This window comes from Alteromonas mediterranea DE (genome assembly GCF_000020585.3).
In the GTDB taxonomy this organism is placed as follows: Bacteria; Pseudomonadota; Gammaproteobacteria; order Enterobacterales; family Alteromonadaceae; genus Alteromonas; species Alteromonas mediterranea.
This window is the reverse complement of record NC_011138.3, coordinates 4,227,670-4,254,665: the sequence shown is the minus strand read 5'-3', so window position 1 is coordinate 4,254,665 and position 26,996 is coordinate 4,227,670. Positions and strand designations below refer to the sequence as shown.

Genomic DNA, 26,996 nt, shown 5'->3' with positions numbered 1-26,996 from the left:
ATTATATGGCTTTTTCAGTGGTTGTTTTAGCGGCGGGTAAAGGTACCCGTATGAAGTCTTCGTTACCTAAGGTATTACATAAAGTGGGCGGTGTACCTATGGTGCAGCGAATCATTAATACCGTGAGATCGCTTGGCGCTGACAACATTCATTTAGTGTACGGTCACGGAGGCGACCAGCTAAAAGCAACGGTAGTTGAAGAGAACCTAAACTGGTGCTTGCAGGCCGAACAGCTAGGCACAGGTCACGCGGTACAACAGGCTGCGCCACATATTAATGATGACGAAGACGTATTGATTCTGGTAGGCGATGCGCCACTTATTCGCGAAGACACCTTAAGTGCACTAAAAGCGGTAAAAGAAAGCTGCGATTTAGCGTTGCTTACGGTGAACCTAGATGACCCAACAGGAATGGGCCGCATTATTCGTGAAAACGATAATATTACCGCTATTGTCGAGCATAAAGATGCCACAGAGGCGCAGCGCGCCATTAAAGAAATTAATACCGGCATGATGATGATGTCCGGTGCGGACCTTAAGCGCTGGTTGGGCGAATTAAGTAATGATAATGCACAAGGTGAGTACTATCTTACTGACGTTATTGCTATGGCTGCATCTGAAGGTAAACGCATTCAGTCTGCTCAGCCTCAATCTGCAGTTGAAGTGGAAGGGGTTAATAACCGATTACAACTTGCTAATTTGGAACGCGCCCTTCAAAACCGTCAAGCTGACGAGCTAATGACAAATGGTGTAACGTTACTCGACCCTTCGCGATTCGACTTACGCGGTACCCTTCAAACAGGTAACGATGTGATTATCGACGTAAATGTGATTGTTGAAGGAGACGTTACCCTTGGCAATAACGTAGAGATTGGCGCTAACTGTATTTTACGTAACTGTACAATTGCCGACAATGCGGTTATCGAAGCCAATTCAATTATTGAAGAAGCCCGTGTAGGCGAAGCGTGTACAGTAGGCCCATACGCAAGACTTCGCCCGGGCGCGGTAATGCAGAAAAATGCCAAAGTGGGCAACTTTGTAGAAATGAAAAAAGCGGTATTAGGTGAAGGTGCAAAAGCCAACCATCTAACTTATTTAGGTGATGCAGAAGTTGGCGCTAAAGCCAATATCGGTGCAGGTACGATTACGTGCAATTACGACGGCGTGAACAAATCCAAAACAGTGATAGGTGAAAATGCCTTCATTGGCTCTAACTCATCGCTTGTTGCGCCGGTAAATATAGGTAAAGGTGCCACAGTCGGTGCGGGTTCTGTCATCACCTCTACGGTAGATGAAGCCGCTCTTGCGGTTGCCCGTGGTAAACAGCGCAATATTCCAAACTGGCCACGACCTACCAAAAAATAAGACACGTTGTCGTATCCACACAGAGTATTAGCTAATTAAGGGTTCGGGCTAGCAAACACGGTTTGTGCGTTGCTGGCCCTAATACCGTCATACACACCACTATCACGGGTGCCGCGTTAAGGTGCTGCCCCCTTCTAATAATGAACCTTCTTCGTTTCTCATCATCTTTTATAACTGATAGTGTGTATTTACTTACTTCAAAATAATCTTTATACAAGGAGCTGTAATGATATCTACATTACTCGTTGGTTTTGGATTTTCAGCCACCACTTTCCATTTACCGTTCCTCAACTATCTGCCGCAGTTCTCAGTCGATGTGGTTATTTCCTCAAAGCCCGACACGGTAAAAGCGCTTTTGCCTCATGCAGAAGTGTATAGTTCACTAGAAGAAGCGCTTAAAATTCACGATGTAGATTTGGTGGTCATTACCACTCCGAATCACCTGCATGCACCGCAGGCTGAGCTTGCACTTGTCCATAACTGTCATGTGTTAGTCGAAAAGCCTTTCACATTAAGTAGCAGTGACGCTGAAGCGTTAGTCGCTCTTGCAAAAACAAAAGAAAAACAGCTTTGCGTTTATCACAATAGGCGCTTTGACGGTGACTTTCTTACCATTAAGCAGTTAATTCACGATGGAAAGCTTGGTGACATTAAGCGGTTGGAGAGTCGGTTTGACCGATTTCGCCCGATGCCTCGCGACAGATGGCGTGAAAATGCAGGGCCGGGCAGCGGGATCTTTTGGGATTTAGGCCCGCACCTTATAGATCAAGCATTACAGCTTTTCGGCGAGCCTGAAAAAGTGTCGGCCAATATTTTAGCATTGCGCGAAAACGGGCAGTCAGACGACACGTTTGACATAACGCTTCACTACAGCGATAAAGTCGTAAAGCTTGGCAGCTCAGCTTTTCAGGCTGGCGCAACCCTGCGTTACGACTTGCAAGGCACAAAAGGCAGCTTTCGAAAATTCTATTTAGACCCCCAAGAAGATCAGCTCCGTGCAGGGTTATCTTTTGATGATGAAAACTGGGCGAAAACAAAAGAAGAACAGCATGGTGTTCTTGTCGTTGCAAACCATAGCGGTGCGCTAGAGGAAGAAACCATTGAAACTTTTAAAGGTGAATACCTGACGTTCTTTAACCGTCTTGCCCATACTATTGAAGACGGTAACTTTTCGCCTGCCGACGCCAGCACGGTGATCCCTGTTATTAAGATCATTGAATTAGCAATGAACGCCAATGAGCTAAATAATGCGTTGCCGTTTAATTAAACAATTCTCTTGATCGAAGTTTCAATTTAACTTACGATACTTTCACTTTAAAACTCATAACTTTCGTTTTGAAAGTTATGAGCAATATTGCGGTTAGTTTTTATCGTTGGGTTACGTGCTTGTGTAAATACTTGATAAGCAGCCCGCAAAAGCATCGAGGTATCGTTGAAAAGTAGCAAACCAGTTGAGCAGCGCCGCCAGCAAATTGTGGCGTGGGTGAAAAAGCAAGGTCAATCTCAAGTTGAAGATTTGGCCGTGCGTTTTGCTACCTCTGAAGTCACCATCAGAAAAGACCTTGCAGCACTTTCACAGCAAGGCTTGCTCATTCGTCAGTTTGGTGGCGCAGTGCCCGTACCAGCTACTGCCTCTCATTCTGGCACTGCTCAACTTAGTATCAACGAAGCCAATGTAAATCACGCTATCAGCCCGGCAATAAATGCCATAGGAAAGTGCGCAGCAAGCTTGATTAAGCCGGGGAGCAAGTTAGTGATAGATTGCGGCTCTACTACTGCATCAGTTTTGCCCCACCTAGCGCAAGTCGACGATTTAGTGGTCATGACCAACACCCTGTCGACGGCCAATTATCTTACCCAAAGTGAGAAAGAACCCACCGTATTAATGGTAGGTGGCACGTGGGATACGCAGTCACAGTCATTTCAGGGCGCCATGGCCGAACAGCTGGTGAGCGCCTATAGTTTTGATATTGCGTTCATTGGCGCAGCGGGTATAGACGTAAACCGAGGCACCACTACTTTTAACGAGCTTATTGGCGTGACGCGAGCTATGGCAGCGGCGGCCGGTAAGGTTGTGGTATTAGCCAGTTCAAAAAAACTAACGCACAAAATGCCGAATCTTGAACTGAGCTGGAAAAGCATTTCTGTTTTGATCACTGATGAAGGCATTAGCGATGAAGACAAACTTAATATTGAAAATCAGGGCGTGACAGTCATCGTTGCCGTGCCCGCTGGAGAGTAATTATGTGTGGAATTGTTGGCGCTGTTGCCGAACGTAATGTCGTTGAGATCCTTCTTGAAGGACTAAAAAGGCTGGAGTATCGCGGCTACGATTCAGCCGGTGTAGCTTTACTTAAAAACGACGGCACGCTCACCCGTATTCGCCGCACGGGCAAAGTGCAAGAGTTAGCCGATGCCGTTGCAGAAGGCGAAGCCTTGGGAACTACAGGTATTGCACATACCCGTTGGGCAACTCACGGCGGTGTGACAGAAGCGAACGCTCACCCTCATTTCTCAATCGAGCGCGTAGCCGTGGTTCACAACGGTATTATTGAAAACTACGTGAACTTAAAAGGGCAGCTTAAAGAGCAAGGCTACACCTTTACCAGCGACACCGATACCGAGACCATTGCGCACACCGTGCATGAAGAGCTTAAGTCGGGCAAAGCCCTGCTTGATGCAGTACAAAGCGCGGTAAAAACTTTTCACGGTGCTTATGGCACAGTGATTATGGATAAAGAAGATCCAAGTCGCGTGGTGGTAGCGCGTTCAGGCAGCCCGCTCGTTATTGGTTTAGGGCTTGGCGAAAACTTTATTGCGTCAGACCAAATGGCGCTATTGCCGGTTACCCGCCGCTTTATCTTTTTAGAAGAGGGTGATGTAGCCGAAATTACCCGTCGCGACGTAAAGATTTTCGATAAAGACGGCAATGCTGTTGAGCGTGAAGTGGTTGAGTCAAACGTAGAACATGACGCTGGTGACAAAGCGGGCTACCGCCACTACATGCTCAAAGAAATTCACGAACAGCCAACGGTTGTGCGCAACGCCTTAAAAGATCGTATTGATGAAAACGGCCTTACCGCGGATGTATTCGGCAAAGGCGCTGATGAAATTTTCAAAAAGGTAAAGCACGTACAAATTATTGCCTGTGGTACAAGTTATCACGCAGGGATGACCGCTCGCTATTGGTTAGAGCAATACGCTAATGTGTCGTGTAACGTGGAAATTGCCTCTGAGTTTCGCTACCGCAAGTCTGTAGTGCATCCAAATAGCTTGCTTATCACCATTTCTCAATCGGGCGAGACTGCCGATACGTTAGCCGCACTGCGCTTGGCGAAAGAGCTTGGTTATATGTCGAGCCTCACCATTTGCAACGTACAAGGCTCGTCGCTGGTTCGCGAATCTGACCTTGCTTTTATGACCCGCGCGGGTGCGGAAATAGGCGTTGCGTCTACCAAAGCCTTTACCACACAGCTTGCTGCTTTCTTAATGCTGACTCTGGCGTTAGGCAAAGAAAATGGGATGTCAGATACCGATACCAACGCCATTGTTTCAGCGCTTCACAGCCTGCCGGCGAAGCTAGAAGAAACACTGGCAATTACTGGCGGTATTGAAGATTTAGCCGAAGAGTTTGCTGATAAAAATCACAGCTTATTCTTAGGTCGTGGCGACCAATACCCCATTGCCATGGAAGGCGCGCTTAAGCTTAAAGAAATTTCTTACATTCACGCAGAAGCTTATGCCTCAGGTGAGTTGAAACACGGCCCGCTTGCGCTTATCGACGATGAAATGCCGGTTATTGTGGTGGCGCCGAACAACGAATTACTAGAAAAGCTTAAATCTAACGTTGAAGAAGTGCGCGCCCGTGGCGGTATCATGTATGTATTTGCTGATAAAGATGCAGCCTTTGCAGGTGATGAAACCATGCGTGTTATTGATGTGCCACACTGCGAGGCGCCAATTGCACCTATCATCTACACCTTGCCGCTACAGTTATTGAGTTACTACGTAGCGTTAATTAAAGGTACGGATGTTGACCAACCACGTAACTTGGCGAAGTCGGTTACGGTGGAATAACTCAACGCTATTAAAGCAACTCTATTGTCACATCCCAACTAAGTTGGAAANGTTATAAACAAGGATGGAAAGTGGAAGTTCTGATTGAGCTTCCACTATTTTAACTTTATTTTTTAGTTAAGCTATGTAAGTAACATATTGAAAATTATCAAATTATTTTCTCAAATTCCGAAACTTTTCAAATGTTTCTTGAGAATTAACTTTTCCTTCAAAAAAAGTTTTTTGTTCCCAGTCAGCGAGTTTCTTGAATCCTATTGCGCTGTAAAAAAATGATTGGCAGTTGCAAGCCTTGATCTGGATCAATACAACATATAGTGTCTAGTGTGATTATTTAACACAACATATAGTTATTTGGGTTATCTAATGCAGCCCCTTTTTAACACACTGGAACCTCAAGTGCTTTTCCAAGAAGTACCTGATGAAGTGTCGCTCGGCTTTACTATCACCGGTTGTAAACTGCGTTGTGAAGGCTGCCATAGCGAAGAGATTTGGGACGGCAACTTGGGAGTATCCCTAACGAATGAAGCATTTGCCGCTTACCTTAAAAAATATGAGGGCTTTATAACCTGTGTGCTCTTCTTTGGAGGTGAATGGCATGCAGAGGCGCTAATTGAAAAGCTTTGTATTGCCAGACAATCCCAACTGAAGACCTGTCTTTATACCGGGCTGCCCAGAATATCGCCGAAAATTCAAGAATACCTGTCATTCCTGAAAACCGGTAAGTGGATTTTTTCACTTGGCGGACTCGACTCTCCGTCGACCAATCAAAAATTAATAAACGTCAATACAGGCGAATTACTAAACCATAAATTTTGGGAGAATACGCGTGCTAACACTCGATGATAAACATATAAAACAAAAACTGCAGTTTATCGATAGTTACTTAAATGCTGAAACAGCTGCTGATGGCGCGAAGTTAGATGCTAACGCCAACGTGACGCACAAAAATATTGCTACGCTCGAAGCTGAACTGATGAAAGACTATTTCATTCAGGTAAATCGCGCATTGGTGAGCAATAAGATCGAAGAGCTATTTGGTCATGAACTTGCTCTTGAGTACCAGCGGCAGATCGAGGCTCATGAAATCTATGTGCATGATGAAACCAGCCTAAAGCCTTACTGTACTTCCATTACCATGTACCCATTTCTCTTAAATGGGTTGACTGAACTTGGCGGTGAATCTAAAGCGCCACAACATATAGAGTCTTTCTGCGGCAGTTTCGTAAACTTGGTATTCGCAATTAGTGCACAATTTGCGGGTGCCATCGCCACAGTTGAATTCCTGATTTACTTCGACCATTTTGCGCGTCGGGATTATGGAGAAAACTATCTCAATACCCATGCCAAAGAAGTCGCTAACCATCTACAGCATGTCGTTTATGCCCTAAACCAGCCAGCGGCTGCTCGCGGCTATCAAAGCGTGTTTTGGAACATATCGCTTTATGACAAATTCTACTTTGACTCAATGTTTGGTGAGTTTGTGTTTCCAGATATGAGCAAACCCGAATGGAAGAATATTGAATCGTTACAAGCTTTCTTTCTGGAGTGGTTTAATAATGAACGTAAGCGGGCAGTACTCACGTTCCCTGTGGTGACAGCGGCAATGCTGACAAAGAACGGGGCAGTCAAAGATGTCAATTTCGCAGCGACATGCGCTAAAGCGATGAGTGAAGGTAACTCATTTTTTGTTTACCAATCTGAGAGTGCCNGATTCATTAGCCTCTTGTTGCCGATTGCGCAACGAGATCACCGACAATACGTTTTCATATAGCTTAGGTGCAGGCGGCGTATCGACAGGCTCCATTAATGTCATCACCATAAATATGAACCGATTAATTCAGGATGGCAGAGACTTAAGCAGTGAAGTTCAGAAGATACACAAGTATCAAGTCGCTTATCGTCGACTCATCGAGGAGTATAAAGCAGCTGGAGCACTACCTGTTTATGACGCAGGCTTCATTAGCCTGGATAAGCAATTTTTAACGCTGGGAGTCAACGGACTAGCAGAAGCTGCTGAGTTTTTAGGTATTGAAGTCGGTAATAATCGGAAATACAAAGATTTTGTTAGGGCGCAATTGCAAGTCATTTACGAACAAAACAGGACTGCATCTAAGCATTTTAAATGTCAGTTCAACACAGAGTTTGTACCTGCTGAAAACTTAGGCGTCAAAAACGCCAAATGGGATAGACAAGATGGCTATCTGGTTAACAGGGACTGTTACAACAGTTATCTCTATCTTGTAGAGAACACGAATACCACCCATATCGACAAGTTTATCCTGCATGGAAAGGAGTTAAATCAATACCTTGATGGTGGTTCAGCACTTCACCTCAATCTTGAAGAAACGTTAACCTATAAAAACGCACTCAATCTTCTGAACATCGCAGCAAAAGCAGGGTGCAACTATTTTTGTGTGAATGTGAAAATTACGATCTGCAATACCTGCGAAGCTATCGACAAGCGCACTTTACATGCGTGTCCATCATGCGGCTCTGAAGACATCGATCATGGAACTCGCGTAATTGGATACTTAAAACGCGTTTCTGCTTTTTCCAAAGGCCGACGTGATGAGCATGCGCTGCGTCACTATCACACTCATGCGAGGCTTCACAATTAAGCTGGTGCAAGACAGTGTTTTTACCTAATAAGGGGTAGTTCATTACCCCTTGTGCACAATGGTATTAAGGGAAAACGATGTGTACGCTTGAGTTAGCAACTTCCTAGGAGCATTTTGTTATGTCAGGTATGTTTTCCGATCTTCTATTAAAAGCCCATGAGCAAAGCGAAAAACAGCGCTTGCTGTTCTTGTTCGCAAAAACTGACGAGACCAATAAGAGCAGAAAGCGAGAAGACAAAAAAGGTTCTATTGAGCCTAAAATGGTTGTCGATAAACTGCCAGATGAACTGTCTGAGTTTTCTGCTTTAGTGAAGGAGGCAGACAATATAAACAGAGACTGGGATTTTGTTTTTATAGCCAGTTTAGGGGGCGATTCAAATACCCCTCCTACCACAGAGGCAGCAGAACCCTATCTTAATAAAATGACCAACGATGTGATGACTGGCAATAACATTTTTCGCTACGTGGTGTTTGACAGGAACGAAAACCCGATAGAAATTACTGCAAATTAACAAAAGCAGTATTTTTCCTGATTACCCACATGCCTCATCAGCCAGATTTCTGGGTGTAAGTGTTTTGGCGCAATGATTCTTCGTCACGAGCTACACCTCATTAAAACTGAGCATGTATACAGTATGGTCATGACAGAGCAATGTGGGTTTTCAGGTTCTTGTTTGTTTCTGAATGTAAATGCATGTATTAACAATTGTAATCATTATCTGATTCCCATTGCCCGCGCTATTTTCATTGCCCATTTCCCCTGCTTGATCGTAACGCAGTTGGGNAAATGTGCGAATGGATTCACCGAAATACGCATATAGTTCCAATAACATATGACGTAAAAGATAAGTCTGTTATATGAAACTTAGACCTTCACCCGCTTCTTCATGTGTCACACCATCTCTAATGTGATAAATACGTTTAAAGGTTGGAATAATTTTTTCATCGTGGGTTACCACAATAATGGCGGTTTCAAAGGTTCTGGCCATCTTATTGAGAATACGAATGACCGCCATCGCTCGTTCACTATCGAGCGGCGCAGTGGGCTCATCTGCCAGGATCACCGGTGGACGGTTTACTAAACCTCGTGCAATGGCAACGCGTTGTTGTTCTCCTCCAGATAGTTGTGATGGCATGGCGCGGGCTCTGTGCTGAACATCTAAAGCGGTCAACAATTCCAGAGCACGCTGGCGGGTTTCATTGTTTGAGAGTCCGGCCAGCATGGGGAGAAGTGCAACATTGTCGGTGACATCAAGAAAGGGTATTAAGTAGGGAGCTTGAAAATGGTTCCTATCAATCAAATGATAAAGGTCACCTCGACGGGGTATGTATGGAGTCGTCTAGGACGTAACGAATAGGCGTAGGTATTCGAAGAAATGACTACTTATAGGTAGCCCGGGGCGATGCGGGCCGAAAAGTTTAGCGAATACTGAGCTGGTAACACTGGCCTCGCACGACGTTTTAACGATTCGATTCGACCGTGTTTTAGCAGTTTACGCTGGCGCAAAATAATATCTCGGGATCGCCACTACGTCAGGATGNTTTCTGCCACATTTGCAAGCCTGTCAGCCAAAGTTCCAATAAGACGAATTTTATTCATTTCCTTCTCAACGCCAACATACTCAACCAATTTGACTCATTGGCGACGTAGTCAAATTACATAACATACATACAAGTTCAATCGATTTTGGCAACAACACTAACTGCATATCGTGTATTACATATCCAAAAAGAGCGCCAGCAATTGCTCCTTTGTCAAAGCACGATCACATTGAACGTAAAGCACTTGTTCTTCTTTTTCGTTGTGCAGCAGAAGCAGTTCTAACAGGGCATTTTCCAGTGCCTCAGAATGGTCGTCATTTTTTAAGCCTTCACCAATTTCCTCCAGTATTGCTTCAATTTGATCGTGCTCTTGGCGCATCACCATTGTTGGGCCAGCACCTTTTAAACCGTTGGCTTTTTCAAACATGGGAAACAACAATTCTTCTTCCCAGCGAATATGTCGTTTAAGTCCTTCACTAAACTTGTCGAAGAGCAAGACAGCCTTGTAGCGCTGATTTTTTTTGTTTTCCCGGTACATGCGGAAAAGAAAATCAAGTCGTTCGTGATCAACACTAAAAAATTGGGTTACCAGATTTTGCATTACTGACGACTCCATAGCAGTTATCCTGTGGTCGAAAACAAAATGACAACCAGTATCAGCATAGCAACCCAAAAGGCCGACATCATTTGCCAGAAAAGCAAACCTTTGCTGTTATCGATTGCGGGATCATCTTTCAAGAATTCGGGATTAGGCCGAGTTATATCATCGACATAGTCTTGTAGACTTCTATAGCGTTTCGGTATGTCGAGTGATACACCTTTTTCCAACGCACGATCAAACCATAAAGGAATGATCGGATTATGGTCCGTAGCGCTTATATAACGAAGCTTGTCAAAGTCATGGCTGTTGACGTATTGCTCTATCCTTTCGCCATAGGGTAGTTCGCCGGTAAATAATTCGTAGGTGATGGTGGCGAGCGCATAAATGTCGCCTTGAATGCCTGTGTTCCTGCCTTGTAAGTAATAAGGGTCGGAATAAGTAGCTGTACCCAGCGCTCCAAGATGCTCGATAGGTATAAAAATCTCAGCAATTCCTGCAACAAATACAGAACCAAAATCAATCACTTTAATTTTCATTGCATCATCAACAATGATGTTGGCGGGTTTGAGATCCTGATGAATCGTTTCTGTATTGTGAAAAGCTGCTAGCGCAGCAGCGATTTGTTTTACCAATGTGATAGCCTTCTTGGGAGAAGGTAATGGATGGTCAATCATCCATTTATCGAGCGAAATACCGGGAACATACTCCATTAGGTAGTACAAAAAGGTTCGTGGTCGATTTTGGGTTATGACTTTAACCACGTACTCGCTGTTTATACGTTTCCCTATCCACTCTTCCTGAATAAAACGGTCAATGTAATGCACATCATCCTGAAAGTTGAGTGATGGTGTTTTCATCACCATTTGCTCATCGGTTTCTAAATCAGTAACCAGATAAACTTGGCTACGACTGCTGGCAAATAAAGCCTGATCTATTCGATAGCCATCCAGTTTCATGCCTGGCTCAAGATCAGGAGGGAACGGCAGACGGGTTAATTTGGTATTAAAATCATCGCGGCTTTCAGCGGGCAGTTTGTCCACTTTAGCAATCGCGCAGCTGATATTGTCGTCGCTGTTGGCCATTTTAGCCTCAGCAATTATGCGCTCGCACTGCTGTTGAGGTTTACGTTCGTCACTCAGGAGCTTGGTCAGTTTCTCCTCATCGATAAAATCGTGGACACCGTCTGTTGTAAGAAGAAATACATCTCCCTCCTCTAGTACCGACTTCCCGTAATCCACTTGTAAGATGTTATCCATACCCACGGCTCGAGCGAGAATGTTTTTGCCACCGCCTATGTTGATTGAATGATCTCGCGTCAATTGTGTAATTACACCATCTCGACAACGATAAATCCGAGAATCACCGGCGTGGAAAAAGTGGGCGGTTCTCGATTTGAGCACAAGACCGCTAAACGTGCATAGATAGCCTTTTTCCTGGCGAGTGAACTCGTGACTTTGCTTGAATAGGTTCAAATTAATCGTAGTCAGTGTTTTTTGCCCGGCTTGTTTCGCTGACCACGTATCAGGCGTGCGGAAGTACTCTTCGATAAAATGTTTTACCGCGTAATCACTAGCCTCTCTGCCCGCTTCAGCACTGCTGACACCATCAGCTATTAAAACGGCTGTGCCCTTCGACGACATAGCGTGTCGGTCAGTCGGAGTATGCACAGCAACTGCATCTTCATTAACCGGTTTAACGCCTGCAATCGAAGCACAACCTGTAGCTACAACAAGCGTTGCATCGTTTATGATGTCGTCTTTTTGAGTGTGCTCTGATTGCATTGAAATAGTCTAGGTTAACGAAAAAGGCATCCGTGTTTTAGGGAAGCCTTTAACTGACGAGTTACTGCTAACTTACATCGATCATGTGAACAGTGCCATCTTCAGCAACTTCAGCGATTTGGCCGCGCGGTTCATCCATAAAGATGAGGGTGAACAGACCAACTAAAGCAGTCGCTGCAATGACGTAGAAAAATGTACTGTAGTCGACAAACGAAAGAATGGTTAAAAATGTCACTGCACCAACATTACCATACGCACCTGTCATACCGGCAATTTGGCCAGTCATTCTGCGCTTGATTAGCGGAACTACTGCAAACACTGCACCCTCACCAGATTGCACAAAGAACGAACATCCCATTGCAATGACGACTGCTAGCCATAATGGCCACGTACCATCGACTAAACCCATTAACGCATACCCCGCTGCCAATCCTGCGGTTAATATCATTAGCGTNAGGTTTACGACCAAATTTGTCAGATATCCAACCGCCTGCAGGGCGTGACATTAAATTCATAAAGGCATAGGCACCGGCTACCAAACCAGCTAACACTGGGTCGAGGTTAAATGTTTCGGCAAAGAAAAGTGGCAACATTGAAACAACCGCAAGTTCTGAACCGAAGTTAGTGAAGTAAAGAATATCCAGTACAGCGACTTGTTTGAAATTGTAGCGGTGTAACTCTGGAACTTCTTTGCTAAAAATCTCTTTGTTGACCTGCCAGACTTTGTAAACTTCGAGTAAATACAAAGCAAATAATCCGACATAAATTGAGTTGACGATCGTTTGACTAAGAATGTCCACACCACTTGGAGAAAGTTTCCAAGCCAGGAGGGCAATTGCCGCATACATAGGCAATTTCATCAGCAGAAGTAAGAAGAAGTCACCTCTAGATGTTACTTCCATCGCGCCTAAATTTTTGGGTTTAAAGTAAGTTGAACCTTTTGGTGTGTTGGTCACGTTTGCGTAATAAACGAAAGCGAAAACCAAGCTGATTACACCTGTTAAGCCAATCGCATAACGCCATCCATCTTCACCGCCAAACAAAACTGCGATTGTTGGCAAAGTAAATGCGGCCGCAGCAGATCCAAAGTTGCCCCAACCACCATAGATCCCTTCTGCAGTGCCCAGCTCATTGTGAGGAAACCACTCAGACACCATTCTGATACCAATGACGAAACCAGCACCGATGAAACCGAGTAGGAAACGGGCAATTGCGGCCTGCACGAAGCTATCTGCGAAAGCGAACATGAAACAGGGTATAGAACAAACAGCCAACAAAGCTGAGTAGACTAGTCTCGGCCCGTATTTGTCCGTTAGCATTCCGATAATAACCCGGGCAGGGATTGTCAGCGCTACATTTAGAATGAGTAACGTCTTAACCTGGTCTGTTGTTAGCCCTAAAGTTTCTTTAACCGCTTGAAGTAGCGGCGCAAAGTTGAACCAAACCAGAAAGCTAATAAAGAATGCCATCCAAGAAAGATGGAGTATTTTCATCTTGCCAGTAAATTTAAAAATATTGAATTTTTCAGTTGTCATGGGATTCTCCGCATGGATTTGTTATCTGTGACTAATTATTCGCTCTCTGGGCTCGTGATCTTTGACTTGAATCAATAAAAAATAACAAGTAATTACAATTGCTTACGGATACCCATTTGGTGGTATTCGGTGATGCTTATGGTAGCAATTTTTCGCACCTTTCCCGGTCACTTGGCCAGTTACAACCCGTTTGTCCTTATCACAAGCGTAAACGAAGCCGCTTTGATTCCTATTGCATCTAGGCGGTAAGTTTGAAGTTTTTGTGGGTAGGCAAACTTTCAAAAGTTGCTTGTACAAATTTCGCACCCAAACGCAGCTTCCCTATTGAAAACAGTGGTTTAATTGCTTTTTAAATCTACCTATTTATAGGTAATTAGTCGTTTAGACGATACTTGTGCAAACGCATCAGTTTCTAGAGTTGTCGACTTGTGAACGCTATATTGAACACTGATTTTTGTTTTTATCGGGTAGGTTTTTGACGGCTTCACACTCCAGGCAGGCAACGCGAGCCTTAGTATTGGCAACGATCGTGTTTGCTATCAACTTCGCAGTTTGGACGCTTTATGCAGTCATGAGCGTTGAACTGAAACAAGTGCTTAATTTGTCCAGTACTCAGGTTGGTATACTGCTTTCCGCTCCAATCATCACGGGTGCATTATTAAGGTTGCCCGCAGGTTTGATGTGTGAGCGATACTCGCCAAAGATGATGCTGATCCTGCAGATGCTCATTACCGTGCCACCGTTAGTTTTGTTACCCAATATTGATAGTTTTTTTGGCTACGTGACTGTTGGGCTACTGATAGGGGTATCCGGTGTTTCTTTTAGCATCGGCATTCGCTATCTCACCGATTGGTTTGACAGCAAAGAGCAAGGCACAGCAATGGGAGTATTCGGTGCAGGTAATGCTGGGGCTGCACTTAGTCTAATTATTGTGCCTTATATTCGAGATGTTTGGAGTTGGAATACTATAGGGCCTACCTATAGTGCCATGGTTTTGATTACTTGTTTTGCGTTCTGGTTAGCCGCCCCATCACCACCGAAATTCAAACAGCAGAATAAACAAAGGCCGTTGGCGTTTTTTGTTAAGCCTTTGGCTCATGCACGGGTCTGGCGATTTGGTCTGTACTATTACTTTGTTTTTGGCAGTTTTTTAGCGNTTGTTGTTGTGGCTACCNNTCAGTACTATGTGAATGCTTACGCCTTGCCATTCAACCAAGCCATGGCTCTTACTTTACTGTTCGTGCTCAGCTCAAGCATGGCGCGTGCAGCCGGCGGATGGTTTGCCGACCGATTTGGTGCGCGAAATGTCAACTGGGGAGTGTTCTGGATCTGTTTAGTGTGTCTTTTCTTTTTAAGCTATCCACCAACGACAATGACAATCCATGGCGTAGACAGAGATGTTAAACTTTACATTGAACTGAATGTTTGGGTTTTTACTGTTTTGCTCTTGTTGATTGGATTGGCACAAGGCTTTGGACGTGCAAGCGTATATAAAATCATTAACGACTACTATCCGGAACAAATGGGCAGTGTCGGTGGCATGGTCGCCATGCTTGGCGCATTGGGCGGTTGCACACTCCCAATTCTTTTTGGTGTCGCAGTCGACATCGCTGGCGTCTACAGTGCGTGTTTTATGCTCCTCTATGGTGTGTTAGCAGTTTGCATGCTGCTAATGCACTTAGCAATAAAACGCGAACGATATAAAAACCGAGTGTTAGAGGCGCAACAACATAATTTTCTCGAACAGGATTAATTGGCATGCTAAACATCGTGGATAATCAACAAGAGCAAAAAATTACACCATTGCTACGTTTAGGGTTTCGGCCGTTTTTCTTGTTCGGTAGTCTGTTTGCAACCTTATCCATGGTGTTATGGCTGCTGACTTTAAGGGGCGTTGTTTCAGTTGAGCCACTTAATGGCATGCTTTGGTGGCATAGTCATGAAATGTTGTTTGGCTTCACGGCAGCGATAATCGCTGGTTTTTTACTCACCGCTGTTCAAACCTGGACGAACATTCCAAGTATCAAAGGAGGGCAACTTCTGTTTTTGGTCTGCCTGTGGGGACTGGCACGGCTGTTGATTTTGTTTGGCACAGCGTCAATGTTGCCATTGGCGATGATTACCGATTTGGTATTTTTACCGTTAACGGCATTTTTTGTTGGCCAACGGGTTATGAGGATTCGCCAGTATAGAAACCTGATTTTTATTCCTGTGTTAGTACTAATGTCGGTTATGAACCTTTTTACCTATCTACCCAGCTTAGGCTTTGATTCAGCCTGGCAGGCACGCGGTACACACGGTATGACGTTGTTAGTCACCTTCCTTGTGGCTTTTTTAGGCGGTAGAGTTATTCCGATGTTTACCGCAAACGGCACAAAAACGACCAAAGTGTTACCTATTAAGTGGTTAGAAATATCAGCCTTGGCTAGCCTCGTAGTTGTGTTGGTTTTACTGCTGCTCAAAGATGTGGGTGATTTTAACATGTTGACGAGCATTGCATGCCTGACAGCCGCCTTGCTTCACGCCATACGCCAGTGGCGGTGGCGCATCTGGGTCACGCTCACTGTGCCACTCGTGTGGTCTTTGCATTTTACTATGCTGTTCATTCCAATAGGGCTTGTATTGCTAAGCCTGCATTTTTTTGGTGCTAATATTACTTTAAGTACCGCAATCCACAGCTTAACCGTTGGTGCTATCGGCGGAATGATTTTAGCCATGATGTCTCGCGTATCACTTGGGCATACCGGCAGGATGTTACAAGTTGGAAAGCTAATGAGCGTCGCTTATTTTGCTGTTGTGATCAGTGCGATAGTGCGGTCTATTGCATTAGCGATATGGCCGCAGTGGACAATTCAATTTTGGGTATTGGCGGGTTGCCTGTGGTGTTTAGCATTCGGTTTGTTTTTCTTTAAATACTTGCCTGTACTGTCGGCACCTAGGGTCGACGGCAGGCCAGGGTAACTGTGCTTAAAGAATAAATTTGCTGAGAGCGGATTTAAAAATCAGACCAATGCATATTAGTGCGGCGATAAATGCGGCAATGCGCTGTGCTTTCGTTTTACCGCGCTTTAATGCAATCGTCCCAAGCACAATATACAACAGGAGTAACAGTATTTTTGCGGCTACCCAGTCCAAAATCCATGGATAGAAGCCTGTCATTATCATCAGGGCAACAGCGGAACTAAGTAAAAGCGTATCAATAACATGGGGAATGGTTTTCACCCATTTACTATGTAGCAGGCTTGAATCAATTATCATCCAATAGCCGCGAATAACAAAGTTTATAAGTGTGGTCACGGCCAACATGATGTGTATTTGTTTTAAAAGTATGTAATCCATTGGTTTCAGACATTAGGCTACTTAATACCTAAACGTTGCGCAAGCTTATGTAAATTACTAGCGTCCAGTTCTAAGGCTCTGGCGGCTTTAGCCCAACAATTAGCGTGTTGCGCTAACGCTTGCTCAATAAACTGCTTTTGCCATTGTTGTGTCGCCAACTTAAAATTGTATACGGGTTTATTCTGCTTGCTGGTATCAGGGAGTGATTGACGCATTTCACTGGGTAAATCTAATAATTCAGGTAGCAAGGTGACAATATCCGTTCTTTGAGCACCTAAACTTAACGCTTTTATAGCAGCACGGCTTAATACATGCTCTAACTCCCGCACATTTCCTGGCCAACCATAGTGCAACAACATGATTTCTGCTGCAGAAGATAAGCGAATACTACGCAGCCCCAGTCGACTGCGATTTAGCTCTAAAAAGTGCCCAGCTAACAAGGACAGGTCTTCAGTTCGCTCTCGTAATGGCGGAACCATAATGGGATAGACCGATAAACGATGATACAGATCTGCTCTAAATTCACCCAGTTTGACCTGCTGTTGTAAATCCCGATTCGTTGCTGCCACTAACCGCACGTTCACCCGCCTCAGATGATCTGATCCCAAGCGTTGGATTTCACCATTCTGTAACACCCGTAAGAGTTTAGCTTGCACCGACAGCGGTAATTCACCCACCTCATCCAAAAACAAGGTTCCACCATCCGCGGCATCAAATCGGCCAGCACGTTCGCTCAAAGCACCAGAAAAAGCGCCTTTGCAATGCCCGAATAACTCACTTTCAGCCAGAGATTCTGGTAAAGCCGCGCAATTGACATAAACCATTGGTTTGGCACAGCGTGTAGACATACGATGTAAACGCCGGGCAAATAACTCCTTACCTACCCCTGTTTCTCCTAATAGTAAAACCGGTAAATCGGACGCTGCAACCACATCCAGCTCTTGTAGCACCCTAAGTAAAGTGGCACTTTGACCAATAATTTCAAACTGCCCAGAACCATCAGCGAGTTGATTAGTAACAGATTCAGGTTCACGTTGCCGCAATGCCCGGTTTATTCTTTCCAATTCAGTGAGCCGAATGGTAGCCTCAATTAGTAAACTTAATTGTTGGATCTGTGAAATCGCCAAAGCATTGAAACAGGAAGGGGAAAGTGCATCAAGTGTTATAGCTCCCCAGCATTGTCCGTCAACGTATAACGCCATACCCAAGCAATCATGCACGGGTAAAGCCTCACCGGGTTGTTCTGCCAATAAGCCATCATAAGGATCAGGTAAGTCGCTTCCCGGTGGAAAACGCACCGGTTGCCGACTTGCCAAAATTGCGGCCAAACGTGGATGCTGGCTAATGTCGAAACGCCGTCCTAACGTTTCTCTTAACAATCCATGAACGGCAATGGGTTTTAGCTGCGCATGCTGCAACTGCAATAATGCCACGGCACCACAGGCAAAATGACTACGCAGGGTAGTTACTAAACGTTGCAAGCGCACTGCAGCGGGCAATTCCGTCACTAAATCGGCAAACAAACTGGCATCAAGCATGGTGATTTATACCTTTAGGGTAATATTTACCCTGAATCATTAAGGTACAATTTACCATTCGTTGTAAAAATCCGATATAAATCAAAGGTGGTAGTTCTGGCATTGTCCATGCACTCACGAGAATGAGTCTTTGTTTATTGGAGAATTACTATGTTACTCACGCAACCCCTGGGTCAACTCGCTACGCGTATCGCTGGTGCAACCGCCGTCTTTCATCAGTTTAAACTGGACTTTTGCTGTGGCGGGCAACAAAGTCTTGGTGAGGCTATCGCCAAACGCGGCTTAAACCAACAAGAAGTGTTACAGGCTTTAGAGAATTTACAACACCAAAAAGATCCCGCTATTAATTGGCACGCTGAACCAGCACCTAAGCTAATTGATTATATTTTAGTGAATTTTCACCAGAAGCATCGTCAGCAACTGCCCGAGCTTATCCGCTTAGCTAAGCGGGTTGAAACTGTACATGGCGATAGCCCAGATTGCCCACACGGTTTAGCGGCTCATTTACATGATATGCAGCAAGAGCTGGAAAGCCATATGTTAAAAGAAGAGCAAATTCTATTCCCGATGTTAAGACAAGGCATATATCCCTATGGCCCTATCAGCGTAATGCTGGAAGAACATCAAGAACATGGTGATGCCCTTAAAAAGCTGGATGAGCTAAGTTTCGAGCAACAGCTTCCACTTGGCGCTTGTAACACCTGGACAGCATTGTATTTAGGTTTAAAAGAGTTAAAAGAAGATTTAATGCAACATATTCTACTGGAAAACGAAATTTTATTTGTTGAACCAACTAAACCGGGACACGGCGAACAGCACTGTTGCGGAAGCTGTCAGTAACACTCGAACATTGGTAATGTCGACCTCAGAAATTGAATTTTAATTTATACAACTGAACTCCGCTGCTGTAACAGCCCCATACTGATCACAAAGGGGGGTGCTACCTGCTGCGCCTGAATAATGGCATCGATATGCAGCGGTATCAGACAGCGTAGGTCAATTAAGCAGATGTCCGCTGCCTGCTGCGGTAATTCCGCAAACGCCTGGCGACTTAAGTAACAACCATTGGCATAGCTCATGACCGCCAACTGCTCCCCCTCACAATAAACTGCCAGCTCGCCGAGCGCAGGCAACGGCTGATCTGGCTCTGGGTACTGGCAAAGCCATAAACGCCGCCTTTTTTGCCGACATCCTCGCCAAATATTAGGGTATGGGGATATTGCGTAAAGAGATCGTGGAGCGCCAAGTTTAACAGCTTGGCTAAATGCTGGCCTTTACCCAGGTTACGCTAATCAAAGGCAAATAGCGCCTGCCGCACAGCTGGCAGCGGTAATGGCAGTGTCGGTAAAGCGGGATAAGTCGGCGCAATCGAGGCAATCACGGCGGCAGCACTGGTCAGTTTGGGTCTGCTACTGGCTAAGACAGCAACGCGGGTAAGGTCGCACCAAGCAAGCCCAGTTCGCTCAGCTCATTCATAATTTCACGAATCAGCTGCTCTTCTTCGGTTAACAGTTGGGAGAATTGAAACGGGTCTTGCCAGTCAAAATGTGGACGCGCCATTTTACTACCTCAGTCATGCTATAAAAGTTACACTATTCCCACTCATCGTGGAGCTGAAGCTCAATTTACATTACCGTTGCGTCCCAGACGTCGCAGTCCCTGCGGGCAGTTAAATTGATTGAGTACCAATACTAATCCACTGCGCTAGGTAACCTGAATTGATATAAAAAAGCTCGCCATGGGTAGGTAGTGCACAGTCATCATATCACTCAGGACATAACGCGAGAGTGCGTTTGATTTGCACCTAAAGGCGTTAATCCTGCAATCTGATGCCAGTAACCGTTAGTTTCATCTGCGGAAAGAGATATCGAATTGGCATGCACAAAATTTGTCAAAACTTCAAATGTACTGGTAGCCTCAGGACTGATTCGAACAATATCCACTAACCCTTCCATTGTCTTAAGATCATTGATTAAATTATAACGATACCCTGACATCGTCTGAATACCGTTCAGTACGAAAAGTGTTTGCCCTTCCTGACTCGATGCAACGCGACCACGCGGGTAATTCAGGCAGCACAGCTCACAATCGTCTTTTGCACGGTTTTCCGAGCGAGCAGTAAAGCAACGAGCAGAATATGCCAGTGGTAAATGACCATAGCTGAATACTTCAACTTCAAACCTATCTTTAATACCTATGGCATCACATTTTGAAAGGATTTCGGAGAGCTTATCCTTCGAGAGTTCGACGGGCATGCACCAGCGTTTCATTCCCTGCTTTAACAATATATCCAGTGTTTTGTGGTTATATATGTTGAGCGCTGGGCCTGCGACAAACGGCACCTTTAATTTTCGTAAATAATTCACGGCGGCCATATCGTTGGCTTCAACGAGGAATTCACCGTTTTCACAATATTTACGCACCTGAGCCAATTCCGAAGGTGCTTCCAACAAGGTCATAGTTGAGAGTATGACCTCCTTACCTTTATCGGCAAGCGCCTTCGCAATAGCGATGTAATCAACCATCTTTAATTGACGCCGCTTCGAACAAACGGTCTCTCCCAAATAGATAATTTGGGCTTCACTCTGGGCGGCTTTGTCATAAAATTGCTCAACCTGTGCTTTAGGCCAAAAGTAGAGAATTGGGCCGAGAGAGTATTGCATATGGTTTTCCTACAAAATCAAATAATCAAAAGTATTGGCATGGTTGCTATTGCCACGACTTGTGGTAGGCACCCAAAGTAGTGCAGCTTCCCTCCGATAAGGATTCCAGACGTTTTTCCCAATCATGCAGATCGTTTACATGCATGGAGCTACTGCAGTGGTCAATAGCATCGCGCCAAACTCTAGTTACCTGTTTTACATAGGCACTACTTCGTTGCCTACCTTCAATTTTTAAGGCGTTCACGCCAATTTTAAACAATTCAGGTAGCAGACTCAGCGTATTTAGGCTAGTAGGTTCTTCCAGTGCATGAAACGCTTTAGTATTGCTATCTACCTGAAAACGCCCCTTGCAGAGAGTTGGATAACCTGCTTGCTCATGTGGTTGATAGGAATCAATTAAGACATTGTTCAATCTGGATGTTAAACGACCATCCGACTCCTGCCACTGAACATGACTTGCTGGTGAACACACACCATTCATATTGGGTGACTCACCGGTTAGATACGAAGAAAGGTGGCAGCGTCCTTCGGCCATGATGCATAGACTACCAAATGCAAAGACCTCCAGTTCAATATTGGTACATCTCGCTAACTGCTTTACCTGATGAATTGAAAGTACGCGCGGGAGGACGATTCGCTTCACATTGAAGCACTCTTGGTAGTATTCGATAGCACCTGCATTGGTTGCAGATGCCTGCACGGATAAATGCAACTCTAAATCTGGGTAACGCTCAGCTGCATAACTAAGTACTGACATGTCGGCAACTATCAGGGCATCAATATTGAGCGCTGCGGCGGCATCGACAGCGAATTTCCACTTATCCCATTGTTCAGCATGCGCATAGGTATTAATAGCGATATGTATCTTTTTTGATCTGTCGTGTGCGTAAGAGACGGCTTCTTCCAGTCTTTCTTCAGTAAAATTAAGACCCGCAAAGTGCCTGGCATTCGTATCATTCTTTAAACCCACGTAGACCGCATCTGCGCCATTATCGATCGCCATTTTAAAAGAAGAGAGGTTACCCGCAGGGCATAGTAATTCCATAGCGCCTTCTACTTACATAAACAAAACCAACGCTATTTTTAAAAAACCAGTGTCATTTGCCAATTGAAACAAATAGGTAGATGTTGTTCTTTGTGAGTACCAACAAAGAGCTTTTGTTAAACGCCACTCATAGGCACATAATCAATCGGTTGATTTGAATAGGTCTTATGGTCAGGAGCAAGTTATGGTGGGTGCGAATATGCGTGCGCACTGCGCGCAAAATCTGGGTACAGAATATGCTAATAGTCTTCCTCTACTTGGTGACGTCATGGCTGACATCCTGACGCTGTTTGGATGTAAGACAGTGTTCGGGGTAGGAGGTGACTTTGCAGATAATATTATCAGCGCTTTTGAAGGAAAACTTGAAACTACGCCTTCTAGTAACGAAATGCACGCCGGCTATGCTGCTTGTGCGCAAGCTCAAATTTCGGGATTAGGTGCAACGCTGACAACATTCACCGTGGGTAGTTTACCTTGTTCCAGTCCAGCAGCCCTTGCAGTGGCGGAGAAGCTGCCAGTGGTATTTATTTCCGGAGCACCCGGTGAGCAAGAAATTTCTGACACGCTGCTGCATCATAGTGTGGCCTCCAGCTCTGAATGGATGTTGAAATATGATTGTGCCTTGGAGTCATTTCGTGCATTAGGTATGAGAGCCGAAAGATTGCAAGGCGCAAGATCGAAAGGTCAGCCGAATATGGCGGCTGAACGTTTTTTTCAATTGGTTGCTCACGCCTATGCCAATAAACAGCCTGTTTTCATTGAGATACCCCGTGATTTAGTCTTTGAACCCACCCAGGCATTAAAGCTGCCACAAACACCTGGCGACGTAAATCATGAGACCTATGTGTTAGATGGTGCGCAGCATATCGCTGAACACATTGTTGAAAAATTGAATCAATCAAGCCATCCACTTCTGTTCGTTGGCGAGAATGTCAAGTTGAACACAAGATTATGTGAGCAACTGCGCAATTTTGTGGACAAATTCAATATTCCTTATGCAACTAGCTGGCTGGCAAAAGGTGTTTTAGATGAGTCTGATCCGCTGTCCGTAGGAAGCTATAACGGCGTCTTTAGTCCTGACCACGTGCGATACTACATTGAACAGAAAGTTGATTACATCTTGGAAGTCGATACCAGTATCCAGAGTCAAGATACGAATAATGCTTTTTGTTCAGGCACGCATGTTATTCAATCATTTGAAAATAAAACCATGGTAAAAGGGACCGTTCAAAATCAACAAGGTTTGCTACATGTCTTTGAACAATTACTGGTGAGCGATATCCCTGTTTTTCAAACTTTGCTGGAAGAAAAGCGTCGTCCGGTTTTAGACGATAATGACAGCGTCGACTTCCATAATCTTGCAGATGCCCTCAATGATGTGCAAAGTCAGCTATCTGCTTCGTTAATTTATCTGCCAGAAATTGGTAATTCGTATTTTGCTTCTTACAGTTTAGAGACTAAGCGGTCAAGTCATTGTCGGCCTTGGCTAACTAATCCCTGGTATGGTGCTATGGGTAGTAGTCTGCCCTATGCACGTGCTGTGGCTAAGACCTTGAAATCTTCTAACTCGTCCGATATTGCGGTTGTTATTACCGGTGATGGTGGCTTTCATTTTCAATTAAATGAGTTAATTCATTTTCAACGAGAGCATCTTGCGGTTGTTATCCTTTATATGCGAAACAACATCTTCCACCTTGGCAAAAGTGGCGAAAGCACAATGTACCATTGTTCAACCCCTAGATTTGATGTGCTCACACTGGTTAAAGCTTATGGCGGCAAAGGGTTGCAGTGCAAAACAATAGGAGAATTGAGGACTCACTTACAAAGCGCGGTTGAATCAAATTGTGGGATAAGACTATTGGAAATACCGGTAGACCCCAATCCAGACAAACTCAGTCGAGAGATAAGTATGCTGAACTTATTCATACAAATGAAAAATGGCAAGCAAGGTGCAAAAGAAGCCTGGGATCTAGCTGTTGCTGGATAGTTAATGAACAAAGTTCAAATACCACTACTCAATTTTATGGAATATTGCCAATGAATAAGACCACACCTTTCGACATGTTGTGGCACAAGTTAAACTCGCAGTCATGCAGTAATCCTTTAATTTGCATTGCGAAAAAACGACTGCAAAACCAATTGCTAGCATTACCGAAAGACATAACAAAGGCATTTACTAGATTGCCATCCTCGTTTCAGTCATGGGTGGCACAGACAACATTTTCAAATTTGTTAGCGGAGCAATTAACTGATGAATCACTTCGTTTTCTGGAAGGACATTGGCTAGCAATAATTGTTAGCGACGTTCCATACCAGTTTTTCATTTCTGTCCGAGACGTCGAACATTCAGGACTCAGGAAGCAGTCAATCTTGGTGAAGTCGCAGATAGAACAAGAACCTGACGTTACTTTTAGTGGCGATATCGATAGTTTAGTAAGTATTGCTGTAAGAGAGCAGGATCCCGACACCCTCTTCTTTCAACGTAAACTGCTGGTAACTGGCAATACGGAGTTAGGTTTGCAGGTTAAGAACTTTCTGGATGAATTGGATACAAGCGCATTTCCCAGCGTAGTGCTTTGTGCCCTCAAAAAGTACAATGATGTTATGCAGACGGCACCTTAACTAGCGTTTGTTTCCGGTCAGAGCTAAAAAGTCGTTGATTAAAGTTTGGCTTTGCTACCGCAAACCTGGCAATCCTGCTGTCGCGTCACCTTAAACTCACTCCAGGTTGCTTGCATAGCGTCATATAGATGCAGTCGGTTGCAAAGTGGTTTGCCATAATGTGTGACTAGCTTTATGGCTTCAAGCGCCTGCATTGCACCGATAATTCCAACAAGTGGTGACATGACACCCGATTCGACGCACGACAGATTTTGTTCACCAAAAAAATGGCTCACGCACGCATAGCACGCGCTTTGTTGGCGTGGATCAATACACAGTATCTGTCCTTCCATGCGGATAGCAGCACCTGAGACTAAGGGGATAGACTGTCGGTAGCATATTTGGTTTATCCTGTTTCGGCTTTCTAGATTGTCAGTACAATCCAGCACAACATCTTGTTTGGCAATGAGCTCATCCAGTTGCTTTTCCGATGGGCGTAAACAGAGTGTTGTTATGTTGACTTCACTATTGATTTGCTGAAGCGCCAGTTGTGCTGAATCAACTTTGTTAGCGCCCACAGATTTCTCAGTATGCAACACCTGTCGCTGCAAGTTGGTGAGCTCTACCTTATCGTCATCGACCAGCGTTAGATGCCCAACTCCACTTGCGGTGAGATATTGGCTTGCAGCACAACCCAGTCCGCCCACGCCAATCACTAATACGCTGCAATTAACCAACGCTTCCTGTCTCTCCAGATCGAAATCCGACAGCAGAATGTGGCGGCTGTATCGCATAGCCTGCTCAGTTGTGAGATCTTTCAATAGTATTCCCTCATTGGCTTAGTGAATACTTTTTTACCACCCCCGCCATAGGTCAACAATTCCCCAAAAGAGGTAGTCCGACTACCTCAATTTTCAAGTGTCGAGTAAGTGTGGGTATCTATATGATTTTTAATGGTTTTATTTTCATTGGGGCGTAGTATTCCTAGCAGCATTTAGTGAGGAGAATACTATGAAAACACGATTAGCAACGGCTATCGCTACAATATGTGCAGCAGGTTTGTTAATGCCAAATGTTTCGGTTGCAACCGGTTTCGCAGACTTTCAACAAGCTATTACTGATGGTGACGCAAACGTTAAACTGCGTTATCGATACGAGCGGGTTGATCAGGATAACATTGACAAAGAGACCAATGCTTCAACCTTGCTTACCCGACTAAGTTACAAAAGTGCCGATTTTGGTGGCTTTTACACCCAACTAGAGTTCGATAACGTTACCGCTTTGGGCAACGAAAACTTTAATAGTACCGTCAATGGCAATACCAACTATCCTGTGGTTGCAGACCCGATTGGATCCGATTTCAACCAAGCCTATGTCGGTTTCAAAACTGAGTCATTGCATATTACTGCGGGTCGTCAGCGTATCAATCACAATGATCAAAGATTCGTGGGTGGCGTTGGTTGGCGTCAAAATGAACAGACCTACGATGGCTATCGTCTAAGATATGATAATCAGTCTGGCCTGAATGTTGACTACAGTTACATACACAACGTCAATCGGATTTTTGGTACAGATAGCCCCAATTCTGATTTAGGTGGCAACATACATCTGTTGAATGTCACTTATAAAATTAATGCTGATCACAAAGTAGCGGGCTTTGCCTATGAACTAGACTTTGATACAGCCAATGCAATCGCAACCCGCACACTCGGGGTGAGTTATGATGGCAAGGTGTCTGCTGTCAACATTCACGCGGCTTATGCACGTCAAAATGAAACCGGTGACAATCCAACAGACTTTTCCACTGATTACCTGGCATTGGAGTTAAGCACTAAATTATCAGCGGTCAACGTGGGTATAGGTTACGAGTCACTTGGTAGCGATAACGGCAAAGGATTCACAACGCCTTTGGCGACTCTACATAAATTTCAGGGGTTCGCTGATAAGTTTCTCGCCACGCCTGGACAGGGGATTAACGATCTCTACGTCAAGGCGTCCGGCAGTATTGGTAAGCTGAAACTGTTGGGTGTATGGCACCAATTTGAATCAGATGTAGGTTCAGTAGATTATGGCAATGAGTTTAATTTCAACGCCACTTATCCTGTATATAAAAATACAAACTTTTTACTGCGCTATGCCAACTACAGTGCCGATGATTTCGCGGTTGACACCAACAAATTGTGGGCAATGATGGCTTTCACTTTCTAGCGTCATCCACGCGTTAGTTGCCGACTCAATCTGGGTCGGCTTTTTTATACCCCCTTGTGAGTATTCCTTCAGCGGAATAACAAT

Annotated in this window: 20 protein-coding genes and 3 pseudogenes; 13 read left to right on the top strand and 10 right to left on the bottom strand. The window is 44.6% G+C overall.

The window, feature by feature from the left end; genetic code table 11:
- Nucleotides 1-5 precede the first annotated feature (5 nt).
- From glmU to MADE_RS18825, 7 genes and pseudogenes are all read left to right on the top strand, one after another.
- A complete protein-coding gene (gene glmU, locus MADE_RS18855) occupies nt 6-1,364 on the top strand; it encodes a bifunctional UDP-N-acetylglucosamine diphosphorylase/glucosamine-1-phosphate N-acetyltransferase GlmU (protein ID WP_012520056.1) in 1,359 nt (452 codons plus the stop codon).
- A 226-nt stretch (nt 1,365-1,590) separates the two neighbouring features.
- Nucleotides 1,591-2,631: a Gfo/Idh/MocA family oxidoreductase gene (locus MADE_RS18850; RefSeq protein WP_012520055.1), complete on the top strand. Its 1,041-nt coding sequence runs from the start codon at nt 1,591-1,593 to the stop codon at nt 2,629-2,631.
- A gap of 165 nt (nt 2,632-2,796) precedes the next feature.
- Entirely contained in the window at nt 2,797-3,606 is an 810-nt protein-coding gene (locus MADE_RS18845) for a DeoR/GlpR family DNA-binding transcription regulator (protein WP_012520054.1), read from the top strand.
- A 2-nt stretch (nt 3,607-3,608) separates the two neighbouring features.
- Nucleotides 3,609-5,441 carry a glutamine--fructose-6-phosphate transaminase (isomerizing) gene (glmS, locus tag MADE_RS18840; RefSeq protein ID WP_012520053.1) on the top strand — a complete coding sequence of 611 codons (1,833 nt, stop codon included), beginning with the start codon at nt 3,609-3,611 and terminating at the stop codon, nt 5,439-5,441.
- A gap of 363 nt (nt 5,442-5,804) precedes the next feature.
- Complete coding sequence (nrdG, locus tag MADE_RS18835) at nt 5,805-6,284, top strand: anaerobic ribonucleoside-triphosphate reductase activating protein (RefSeq protein ID WP_020746809.1); 480 nt, start codon at nt 5,805-5,807, stop codon at nt 6,282-6,284.
- Nucleotides 6,268-8,059 (top strand): annotated as a pseudogene (gene nrdD / locus MADE_RS18830) (anaerobic ribonucleoside-triphosphate reductase). The gene nrdG and the pseudogene nrdD overlap by 17 nt, the downstream one beginning before the upstream one ends.
- A 119-nt stretch (nt 8,060-8,178) precedes the next feature.
- Entirely contained in the window at nt 8,179-8,571 is a 393-nt protein-coding gene (locus tag MADE_RS18825) for a hypothetical protein (RefSeq protein WP_012520050.1), read from the top strand.
- 342 nt (nt 8,572-8,913) lie between these two features.
- On the opposite strand, the gene MADE_RS18820 is transcribed toward MADE_RS18825, so the two are convergent.
- The 4 genes and pseudogenes from MADE_RS18820 to MADE_RS18805 all read right to left on the bottom strand — a co-directional run bounded on the left by MADE_RS18820 (nt 8,914) and on the right by MADE_RS18805 (nt 13,518).
- Nucleotides 8,914-9,282 (bottom strand): ATP-binding cassette domain-containing protein, encoded by a 369-nt coding sequence (locus MADE_RS18820; RefSeq protein WP_232363079.1) that lies wholly within the window; start codon nt 9,280-9,282, stop codon nt 8,914-8,916.
- Nucleotides 9,283-9,776: 494 nt separating this feature from the next.
- The gene (locus MADE_RS18815) at nt 9,777-10,217 is read right to left on the bottom strand and encodes a hemerythrin domain-containing protein (protein ID WP_012520048.1); all 441 of its coding nucleotides are present in this window, start codon (nt 10,215-10,217) and stop codon (nt 9,777-9,779) included.
- 5 nt (nt 10,218-10,222) lie between these two features.
- Nucleotides 10,223-11,983, bottom strand: coding sequence for a bifunctional protein-serine/threonine kinase/phosphatase (locus MADE_RS18810; RefSeq protein ID WP_012520047.1), 1,761 nt, complete (start codon nt 11,981-11,983; stop codon nt 10,223-10,225).
- Nucleotides 11,984-12,050: 67 nt separating this feature from the next.
- A pseudogene (locus tag MADE_RS18805) lies at nt 12,051-13,518 on the bottom strand (NarK family nitrate/nitrite MFS transporter).
- A 571-nt stretch (nt 13,519-14,089) separates the two neighbouring features.
- Between MADE_RS18805 and MADE_RS18800 the strand changes: the two are divergent.
- Nucleotides 14,090-15,271, top strand: coding sequence for an MFS transporter (locus MADE_RS18800; RefSeq protein WP_470207102.1), 1,182 nt, complete (start codon nt 14,090-14,092; stop codon nt 15,269-15,271).
- Nucleotides 15,272-15,276: 5 nt separating this feature from the next.
- A complete protein-coding gene (locus MADE_RS18795) occupies nt 15,277-16,479 on the top strand; it encodes an NnrS family protein (protein ID WP_012520044.1) in 1,203 nt (400 codons plus the stop codon).
- A gap of 6 nt (nt 16,480-16,485) precedes the next feature.
- On the opposite strand, the gene MADE_RS18790 is transcribed toward MADE_RS18795, so the two are convergent.
- Both MADE_RS18790 and norR read right to left on the bottom strand, forming a co-directional pair.
- Nucleotides 16,486-16,857 (bottom strand): SirB2 family protein, encoded by a 372-nt coding sequence (locus MADE_RS18790; protein WP_012520043.1) that lies wholly within the window; start codon nt 16,855-16,857, stop codon nt 16,486-16,488.
- A 17-nt stretch (nt 16,858-16,874) separates the two neighbouring features.
- Nucleotides 16,875-18,395, bottom strand: coding sequence for a nitric oxide reductase transcriptional regulator NorR (gene norR, locus MADE_RS18785; protein WP_012520042.1), 1,521 nt, complete (start codon nt 18,393-18,395; stop codon nt 16,875-16,877).
- A gap of 150 nt (nt 18,396-18,545) precedes the next feature.
- Between norR and ytfE the strand changes: the two genes are divergently transcribed.
- Nucleotides 18,546-19,235, top strand: a complete 690-nt coding sequence (gene ytfE / locus MADE_RS18780; RefSeq protein WP_012520041.1) for an iron-sulfur cluster repair protein YtfE — start codon at nt 18,546-18,548, stop codon at nt 19,233-19,235.
- A 591-nt stretch (nt 19,236-19,826) separates the two neighbouring features.
- Here ytfE and MADE_RS20465 read toward each other — a convergent pair.
- The 3 genes and pseudogenes from MADE_RS20465 to ubiU form a co-directional block, all read right to left on the bottom strand.
- Nucleotides 19,827-19,955, bottom strand: a pseudogene (locus tag MADE_RS20465) (acyl-CoA dehydrogenase); the annotation flags it as partial.
- A 209-nt stretch (nt 19,956-20,164) separates the two neighbouring features.
- On the bottom strand, nt 20,165-21,058 hold the full coding sequence (locus MADE_RS18770) for a U32 family peptidase (protein ID WP_012520038.1): 894 nt from the start codon (nt 21,056-21,058) through the stop codon (nt 20,165-20,167).
- A 46-nt stretch (nt 21,059-21,104) separates the two neighbouring features.
- Entirely contained in the window at nt 21,105-22,103 is a 999-nt protein-coding gene (ubiU, locus tag MADE_RS18765) for a ubiquinone anaerobic biosynthesis protein UbiU (protein ID WP_012520037.1), read from the bottom strand.
- 184 nt (nt 22,104-22,287) lie between these two features.
- Here ubiU and MADE_RS18760 point away from each other — a divergent pair, with 184 nt between their 5' ends.
- Together MADE_RS18760 and ubiT are read left to right on the top strand one after the other, a co-directional pair.
- Complete coding sequence (locus MADE_RS18760; protein ID WP_012520036.1) at nt 22,288-24,090, top strand: thiamine pyrophosphate-dependent enzyme; 1,803 nt, start codon at nt 22,288-22,290, stop codon at nt 24,088-24,090.
- A gap of 50 nt (nt 24,091-24,140) precedes the next feature.
- A complete protein-coding gene (gene ubiT, locus MADE_RS18755) occupies nt 24,141-24,725 on the top strand; it encodes a ubiquinone anaerobic biosynthesis accessory factor UbiT (protein WP_012520035.1) in 585 nt (194 codons plus the stop codon).
- 38 nt (nt 24,726-24,763) lie between these two features.
- Here ubiT and moeB read toward each other — a convergent pair whose 3' ends face one another.
- Complete coding sequence (moeB, locus tag MADE_RS18750) at nt 24,764-25,525, bottom strand: molybdopterin-synthase adenylyltransferase MoeB (RefSeq protein WP_012520034.1); 762 nt, start codon at nt 25,523-25,525, stop codon at nt 24,764-24,766.
- A 190-nt stretch (nt 25,526-25,715) separates the two neighbouring features.
- Here moeB and MADE_RS18745 point away from each other — a divergent pair, with 190 nt between their 5' ends.
- Nucleotides 25,716-26,912, top strand: coding sequence for an alginate export family protein (locus MADE_RS18745; protein WP_012520033.1), 1,197 nt, complete (start codon nt 25,716-25,718; stop codon nt 26,910-26,912).
- Nucleotides 26,913-26,996 lie beyond the last annotated feature (84 nt).